This is a genomic window from Cysteiniphilum sp. 19S12-1 (assembly GCF_052030685.1).
GTDB lineage: Bacteria > Pseudomonadota > Gammaproteobacteria > Francisellales > Francisellaceae > Caedibacter.
On sequence record NZ_JBQAJM010000049.1, the window covers coordinates 1 to 8273 of the forward strand.

Here is an 8273-nt window from a genome sequence, read left to right on the forward strand (position 1 = left end):
GTTACTCCATGATCTTAGATTACAAAAATAGAGTATCATAAAACAGCATAAAATAAAACCGCGTCAGGAATGCTCTCCTAATTGACTTATTTAACCATTTCTTTAGAACTTTTCTTGACTAAATGACTAAGTTTTACTTTTTTTAGTTATATGCAGTAAATTTATTAGTGATAGGTTATTTTTTATGATATAAAAACGCCCTAATAAAAAACTAACTCGTTAATGGAGGCACGCTATGCTGACAGAAAAAGAACTACTAAATATGCCCGAAGATGCATATATGAATGAAGAGCAGTTGGCTTTTTTCAAGGAACTATTGCTTCAGCAAAAACAAGAGTTAAGTGAAGCGATTGATGATGCAAAGAAAAGCTTGGCTGAATCCGAACGTAATACCGATTTAAATGATGTTGCTACCTCACAGGAGATGCAGCAACTTTATTTACGTACTGTCGATCGCCAAAGCAAGTTATTACGCAAAGTTAATGAATCACTAAAGCATATTGAAAATGGCGAGTATGGATATTGTGAACTGACTGGTGAGCCAATTGGTGTGCAACGTTTACTAGCACGTCCGACAGCGACTTTATCGGTGCAAGCCAAAGAAATTCAAGAGCATCAAGAAAGAACACAAGGCATTATCAAAGCCTAATCTTAAATATTTTATTTTTTATCCTTTTTTATCAGGATGATCCCCTTTATTAGCTGCGTGATTTGGGTCATCACTGATTTCTTTATACTTCCCTTTTTCAATTTTTTCATCAACGTACAGTGTAAAACGATAAGCAACATACATTGAAATCGCTAACATAATGATAATTGTGATATACCACATAGTAAATTCCTCTGTTGACCCAGTTAGTAGAATGTATGACTGTTTTGTTCTAAATCATCTTTATCAAGCTTAGACTTACCACGCCATGCAGCACTAAATCCCCAAAGCTTATAAGCGACAATCAATACCATAAATGCAAACGTAATATACAGCATACCCATCAGGCTATATTCAGAGGCTGACACATTCCAAATCGTTAAACTCTGACTGCCAAAACCATTAGCACCTACCCAGTTAGATGGTACGATAAATGGAAATAATGCAAATGCTGCAGCGCACATAATTGCGGCAATTGCCAAGGCTGAACACCAGTAAGCCAGTGTTTCATTTTTCTCTTTGGTAATGGCAGCAAGTAATAGCATTACATAGCATAAAATAGGCGCCAGCCACATCCATGGATGAACAGCATAGTTATGCAACCAACCACCGGTAACTACATCAACCTGTGTGTTAAACGCAAGACTTGCTGGCGTACCGGTAATAATCATCCCAGGGACAACATATGCCAACATAATTAAGCCTATCGTGACAAGAAGTAAACTAATGATGATAAACAGATTAGATAAACGACGAAAACGCGAACCCAGCTCACCTGACAAACGACGGTTTAAGTGCAAACAAGCATGCATTAATGCCATGCTTAATGCTAACAATGCGCACAAAATAGCAAAAGGTGATAACACACTAGCAAAGGCATTACCGGCATATATCGATCTTAATAAGAAATCATCATGGTAAAACGGTAAACCATGGAATAGCGCACCAAGCACCAAGCCAAAAATAAGCACCGGAATAAAGCTACTGATAAAAAGCCCCCAATCCCAGAATTTACGCCAACCATCACCATCAAGTTTACTGCGATAGTCAAACCCAGGCGGACGCAGGAAAAAGGTAAATAGCACTAGCAATAATGCCGGATATAACCCTGAGAAAATCGTGCCATAAACAGCTGGCCAAATCCCAAATAGCGCACCACCACCGATAACAATCCACGTTTGATTACCATCCCAAGTAGGCGCAATGGTATTTAGCGCTAAGCGTCTTTCAACATCATTTTCTTTAAAGTCTTTATGCTTAGACATAAATGGCATCATGATCGTCACACCAAAGTCGCACCCTGCGGTTGTCGCATAAAGAATAAGGACCAAAAGAATGATCGCCCACCAGATAATTTGTAAGGTCATATAATCAAATAACATTATTGATGCTCCTTATAATCATAATTGCCATTACCTAGCGATGTTGGCCCTTTGCGTGCAACCTTGAGCATAACAATTAACTCCACAACAAACAGCCCAATATATAGCAATGCAAAAAAGGCAAGACTCACCACGATATTCCATGACGCCAAGGTCGATGCCCCCATGCTCGTTGGCAATATGCCGTGCACCACCCATGGTTGGCGCCCCATTTCAGCAATAATCCAACCTGCTTCAGCTGCAATATAAGGTAAAGGAATGGCTAGTACTGCCAACCATAAAAACCAACGATATTTTAGGAGTGTGCGACGCAATACATGCACTGCACCAAAGACCATAACAAAAAACACAATTGCCCAACAGGCTAGCATCACTCTGAAACTCCAATACACTGGCCATACTTCTGGAATGGTATCCTTAACAGCCTTAGCAACTTCTGCTGCACTTGCATTGTGAGGATCTTTGGCGTGCGCCTGCAATATAAAGGCATAGCCAATATTATCACGATACTTTTTGGTCTCTGGATTTTTCGGATCAAAAATATCAAAATCTTGGGCTGTCCCTTTGCCATTTCTGATCTGTTCCAATGCTTTTAATGCGACCAAGCCATCATAAATGCGCTCTTTATTTTCGCGCATAATGGGCTTTAACCCTTCTACTGTAGCAGACAAGCTGTGTCCTGCAATTAAGCTCAACATCCATGGAATTTGAATTTCAAAATAATTTTTCTCATGCACTTGTGACGGCAAAGAAACAGCTGACCAAGCAGCGGGTGCTTTTTGTGTTTCCCACTGTCCTTCAATTGCTGCCATTTTAGCTGGTTCATACTTATCAACGGCAAGACCATTAGCATCCCCCAAGAAAAAAATAAAGATCGAAGAGCATAGACCAAAGCCAAGACCCACAGCAAGTGAACGCATCGCAAACCCTGTGTTTCTCTTACGTAAGAGATACCATGCGCTAATCCCAACAACAAATGCCGCAGACACTAAGTAACCGGCAAAAGCTACATGGCCAATGCGAATTTGTGCTAACTCCTGCATATAGATTTGCACAAAGCTCGTTAATTGCATCTGCATTGTCTCAGGGTTCAGGAATGTTGCTACCGGATGCTGCATCCAGCTGTTTGCGACTAAGATATTAACAATCGACAAATTGGTACCCAATGCCAAGAAAAAAGTAATCAACAAATGTGTTTTTTTACTGACTTTATTCCAGGTAAAGAAAAACAAACCAAACAGTGTCGCTTCAGTCATAAAAGCAGTCAAGCCCTCAATGGCCAATACCGTACCGAAACTTTCGCCAATAAAGCGCGAAAAATATGCCCAGTTTAGACCAAACTCAAACTCCATGGTAATTCCAGTGACAACACCCATTGCGAAGTTAATCGCAAAAAGTTTACCCCAAAATTTAGTCATATCTTTGTATACTTGTTTACCCGTTTTGACATAAGCCGCTTCCATAATAAAAAGCATCCATGACAAACCAAGTGTCAATGGTACAAAAACAAAGTGAAAAATAGCCGTAAACGCAAATTGCGTACGTGATAAATCGACAAACAATTGTGTCATATCCATGTGCGGACACTCCCAATGTGTGAATGAAATTTTATTGCTCGATTGTAGAGACTTACTCACCTATTGCAAGTTTGACAGCAGTTTAATTTCTTATGCATCAAATAAAGTGAATTTATTGCCATCCATAGCAAGAAGCTTAGTAATAAGTTGCGTCAGCTATTACCTCTCCTATTGTGGGATTGCTCGTGCAGCTTAAGCTGCACGGGTCAGAGGAGTAATTAAAGCTCAACTTATTTTTGAATTATTACTTAGTGAGTCCTGATGGATATCATTACAAACTATAATACATTTGAAATTCAACAGGGTGTGGTATCATATTAAGCTTCTGCACTTCTTCCATTTTCAGATCAATATAGGCATTAATCATATCATCTGAGAATACGCCACCTGCGGTTAAGAACTCACGATCTTCATCTAACGCAGCAAGCGCCTCTTCTAGTGATGCTGCCACCGTTGGGATATCAATAAGCTCTTCAGGCGGCAAGTCATATAGGTTCTTATCCATCGCCTCACCCGGATGAATTTTATTTTTAATACCATCAATTCCTGCCATTATCATTGCTGAGAATGCTAAATATGGATTTGCCATAGGATCACCAAAACGCACTTCTATGCGACGCGCTTTTTCACTATTCACAAACGGGATACGAATAGATGCCGAGCGATTACGTGCTGAATACGCTAATAAAACAGGAGCTTCAAAGCCTGGAACTAAACGTTTATAGCTATTAGTTGATGGATTAGTAAATGCATTTAATGCCTTAGCATGCTTGATAATTCCGCCAATATAGTAAAGTGCTTCCTCTGAAAGTCCTGCATAACCATTGCCTGCAAATAAGTTTTTACCTTCTTTTGAAAGCGATTGATGCACATGCATACCTGAGCCATTATCGCCAGGAATTGGCTTTGGCATGAACGTCGCACTTTTACCAAAACCATTCGCCACATTGTGTACTACATATTTAAAGATTTGTGTTTGATCGGCTTTGTCTACTAATGTTGAGAACTTAGTGCCAATCTCACATTGACCTGCCGTTGCCACCTCATGGTGATGGACTTCGACTTCCTGACCTAGCTCTTCCAAAATAGAACACATCTCTGAGCGAATATCTTGCAGCGAGTCAACTGGTGGCACTGGGAAATAACCACCTTTTACACCTGGTTTATGTCCATTATTGCGACCGCCATGCAGGTCATTGGTGCTCCATGCGGATTCATTACTTCTGATTTTATACTCAGAACCTTCCATATCTGACTTATAAGTCACATCATCAAAGATAAAAAACTCAGGCTCTGGACCAAAAAATGCCGTATCAGCAATGCCAGTTGACTTGATATAAGTTTCACAACGTTTTGCAATTGAGCGTGGATCACGATCATAGGCCTGCATTGTTGCTGGCTCTAAAATATCACAACGAATAATCAATGTCGGCGCTTCAAAAAATGGATCAATTAACATCGTTGATGCGTCTGGCATCAAAATCATATCTGACTCATTAATCCCCTTCCAACCTTCGATAGATGAACCATCAAACATTTTGCCATCAGCAAAGAAATCTTCATCAACAGCACGTACAGGAATGGTAACATGTTGCTCTTTGCCTTTTGTGTCGGTAAAACGCAGATCGACAAATTCGATCCCATATTCACTAACCATGGCTTGATAATGTGTAAAGTCAGACATACTAATAACGCTCCTTGAGATTTGGTTGATTGTTTTACCGCGATCTATTCTATCAGAGTTTTTTTGCAAAATTTAGCAAGATTTTCAAGGAAAAGTTACCATCTTTACGGTATGCTAAACGACAGGATAATACTAGGTTTGGAAATGATCGTGATAGATCAAGAAGGTTTCAGAGCAAATGTGGCGATCATTATTATGAATGATCAAAACAAAGTGTTCTGGGGTCGTCGCGTCAACCAAAGTTCATGGCAGTTTCCGCAAGGTGGGTTAAATTCCGGAGAAACACCGATTGAAGCAATGTATCGAGAGCTCAAAGAAGAGGTAGGACTTATGCCTTATGATGTTGAAGTGATCGCTGCCACAAGAACATGGTTAAGATATCGACTTCCCAGGTCGCTAATTAGAAGAAATTGCCCACTGTGCATTGGTCAAAAACAAAAGTGGTTTTTATTGCGTTTAAAGTCTGCCGATAGCGCAATTAATCTTAATGCCAGTCACAAACCAGAATTTGATGAATGGCGTTGGGTTAACTATTGGTACCCAGCAGGCAAAGTGGTTTCTTTTAAGCGCCATGTTTATCAAAAGGCACTTGAACATTTCTTTCCCGTGCTTAAAGATTGGCCCCGCGAGTAACTATCATGCTGTGGCAGTCTTTAGTTAAAATCGTTGAGCTTAAGCATGAGCTTGATGTTGTATTATCAATGTTTGCTAAAGAAGCATGTAAAGTGCTTAGTGTTGATGCATGCAGTGTTTTTATTTTGGATGAAACCGAACACACTTACACATTAAGCGCTTCAACTTTAGTACCGACACTGCGATCTGGCATGATCTACATCAGTGCCAAAGATGATCTTCTAGGTAAAGTTGCTTTGCGTGAAGAGGCACTTATTATTACCGATATGTCAAAGGCCTCAAGCTACAGTGTTCTGCAAACACTTTCACGCAAGCGCTTACAATCTTTGCTAGCGGCTCCCGTTGTTCATAAAGGTGATGTTATTGCCATTATTGCGCTACAACTCAATGATAAAGACAAGATTACTGAAAGCTTACAAACTGATGTTGCAACATTGTGTGCTAATTTATCGCTACCACTAAATCGCGCCATCCATATTGAAGATGTGTCCGAGCAAATTGAATATAAACCACAAAGTCCGATGTACTTTGATGGCGTTAGCGCCAATGATGGCGTACAAAAAGGCATTGCAGTTGCGCGTTATAACATTACTGACATTGAAGAAATTCCTGATAAACCAACTCAATCAGACGATGAAGAACGTTTATTTATCAGTGCAGTAAAGGATGTCAAAGAGTCTTTAAAGGAGATGCTCCAACGTGTTACTCTCCTTGCAGGTAGTGAAGAAGCACAGTTATTTGAAGCCTATTTGCAAATGATAGACAGTAGTCGTTTTTATGACGCCATCATTGACTATATTCGTCAAGGCGTTTGGTTGCAAAGCGCGATTAAACGTGTTGTCATCGAGCAAGCCACGATTTTTGAGCAAATGGATGAGCCTTATTTTGTCGAACGCGCCAGTGATATTCGTGATTTAGGCAAGCGTATCCTCTTGGCACTTGAGAATAAAGTTCTAAAGAAAAGTCACTACGCTGTTGATACTGTTCTTGTTGCTAGCGAAATTACTGCGTCGATGATTGCTGAAGTACCCAAAGGACGCTTAAAGGCAATTATATCAGAGCACGGCTCCTCTTACTCTCATGCTGCGATTCTAGCCAAAGCCTTGTCCGTGCCTTTTGTCACAAGCATCAAGGCACTACCGGTTAGCTTTATTGATGGTAAAGAAGTTATTGTTGACGCCTATGTTGGTCGCATATATATTCAACCTGCTAAAGGGCTTAAATCAGCCTATGAACGCTTAATCAAGCATGAAAACCAAAAAGCCATTGAACTGCAAGCGCTTAAGGATTTATCGAGCGAAACACTTGATGGTCATGAAATAACACTTAAAGCAAATGTCGGTTTAATTGCTGACTTGGATCGAGCTTTAAGCCAAGGAGCCGCAGGCGTTGGTCTATATCGCTCTGAAATTCCCTTTATGATTCGTGAACGCTTCCCCAGTGAGGATGAGCAGCGCATTATTTATCAGCAAATTTTATCAACATTCCCTGATAAACCTGCTGTTTTACGAACCCTAGATGTTGGCGCGGACAAAACATTACCCTACTTCTACGAAGAAGAGCAGAATCCGGCGCTTGGTTGGCGCGGCATTCGCATGCTGCTTGATCAGTCCAACCTTTTTTTAATGCAAATAAGGGCGATGCTTAAAGCCAGTTTACATCATGATAATTTGCATATATTGCTACCAATGATTACAACTATTGAGGAAGTCAAAGAAGCAAAACAGCTTATTCGCCAAGCCTACAAAGAAGTCATTGAAGAAGGGTTTGATATTGATAAACCACGTATTGGCATCATGATTGAGGTTCCAGCTGCAGTTATACTTGCAGAGCGATTAATTAGTCTGGTTGACTTTGTATCCATTGGCTCAAATGACTTGGCACAATATGTATTAGCCGTTGATCGCACCAATGAAAAAGTCGCTAACCTATACAACCAACTACATCCAGCAATGATTCGCACACTTTACCATTTGGTTAAAGTAGCCAAAAAACACAACAAAGAAATTTCACTCTGCGGTGAGCTTGGCGGCAACCCAATTGCCACCGCACTTCTTATCGGCATGGGCTTTGATAGCTTAAGCATGAACGCTTCTGTACTTCTTAAGGTCAAGCACGTATTACGATCTGTCACTAAAAAGCAGTGTCGCAATGTATTAAAACAAGTATTAAAACTTGCCACCACTGAAGAGGTACATACTTATTTAGAAAACTTCCTTGTTGAAAATGACCTAGGTGGTCTGATTCGCGCAGGGATTAGTTAACACTATAAGAGAGCATTCCTGACGCGGTTTTATTTTATGCTGTTTTATGATACTCTATTTTTGTAATCTAAGATCATGGAGTAA

Annotated in this window: 7 protein-coding genes; 3 read left to right on the top strand and 4 right to left on the bottom strand. The window is 40.2% G+C overall.

Annotated elements, in window-relative coordinates:
• Positions 1-235: 235 nt before the first annotated feature.
• On the top strand, positions 236-649 hold the full coding sequence (gene dksA / locus ACTS4L_RS10725; protein ID WP_117001483.1) for an RNA polymerase-binding protein DksA: 414 nt from the start codon (positions 236-238) through the stop codon (positions 647-649).
• Between the two features lie 18 nt (positions 650-667).
• Here dksA and ACTS4L_RS10730 read toward each other — a convergent pair whose 3' ends face one another.
• The 4 genes from ACTS4L_RS10730 to glnA form a co-directional block, all read right to left on the bottom strand.
• Positions 668-832 (bottom strand): hypothetical protein, encoded by a 165-nt coding sequence (locus ACTS4L_RS10730; RefSeq protein ID WP_440617830.1) that lies wholly within the window; start codon positions 830-832, stop codon positions 668-670.
• A 23-nt stretch (positions 833-855) separates the two neighbouring features.
• Positions 856-2031 carry a cytochrome d ubiquinol oxidase subunit II gene (gene cydB, locus ACTS4L_RS10735; protein WP_440617831.1) on the bottom strand — a complete coding sequence of 392 codons (1176 nt, stop codon included), beginning with the start codon at positions 2029-2031 and terminating at the stop codon, positions 856-858.
• Positions 2031-3608, bottom strand: coding sequence for a cytochrome ubiquinol oxidase subunit I (locus tag ACTS4L_RS10740; protein WP_440617832.1), 1578 nt, complete (start codon positions 3606-3608; stop codon positions 2031-2033). The genes cydB and ACTS4L_RS10740 overlap by 1 nt, the downstream gene beginning before the upstream one ends.
• 271 nt (positions 3609-3879) lie before the next feature.
• Positions 3880-5292 (bottom strand): glutamate--ammonia ligase, encoded by a 1413-nt coding sequence (glnA, locus tag ACTS4L_RS10745; protein WP_440617833.1) that lies wholly within the window; start codon positions 5290-5292, stop codon positions 3880-3882.
• Between the two features lie 150 nt (positions 5293-5442).
• Between glnA and ACTS4L_RS10750 the strand changes: the two genes are divergently transcribed.
• Positions 5443-5925, top strand: coding sequence for an RNA pyrophosphohydrolase (locus ACTS4L_RS10750; RefSeq protein WP_440617835.1), 483 nt, complete (start codon positions 5443-5445; stop codon positions 5923-5925).
• Positions 5926-5930: 5 nt separating this feature from the next.
• Positions 5931-8189 (top strand): phosphoenolpyruvate--protein phosphotransferase, encoded by a 2259-nt coding sequence (gene ptsP, locus ACTS4L_RS10755; RefSeq protein ID WP_440617834.1) that lies wholly within the window; start codon positions 5931-5933, stop codon positions 8187-8189.
• Positions 8190-8273 lie beyond the last annotated feature (84 nt).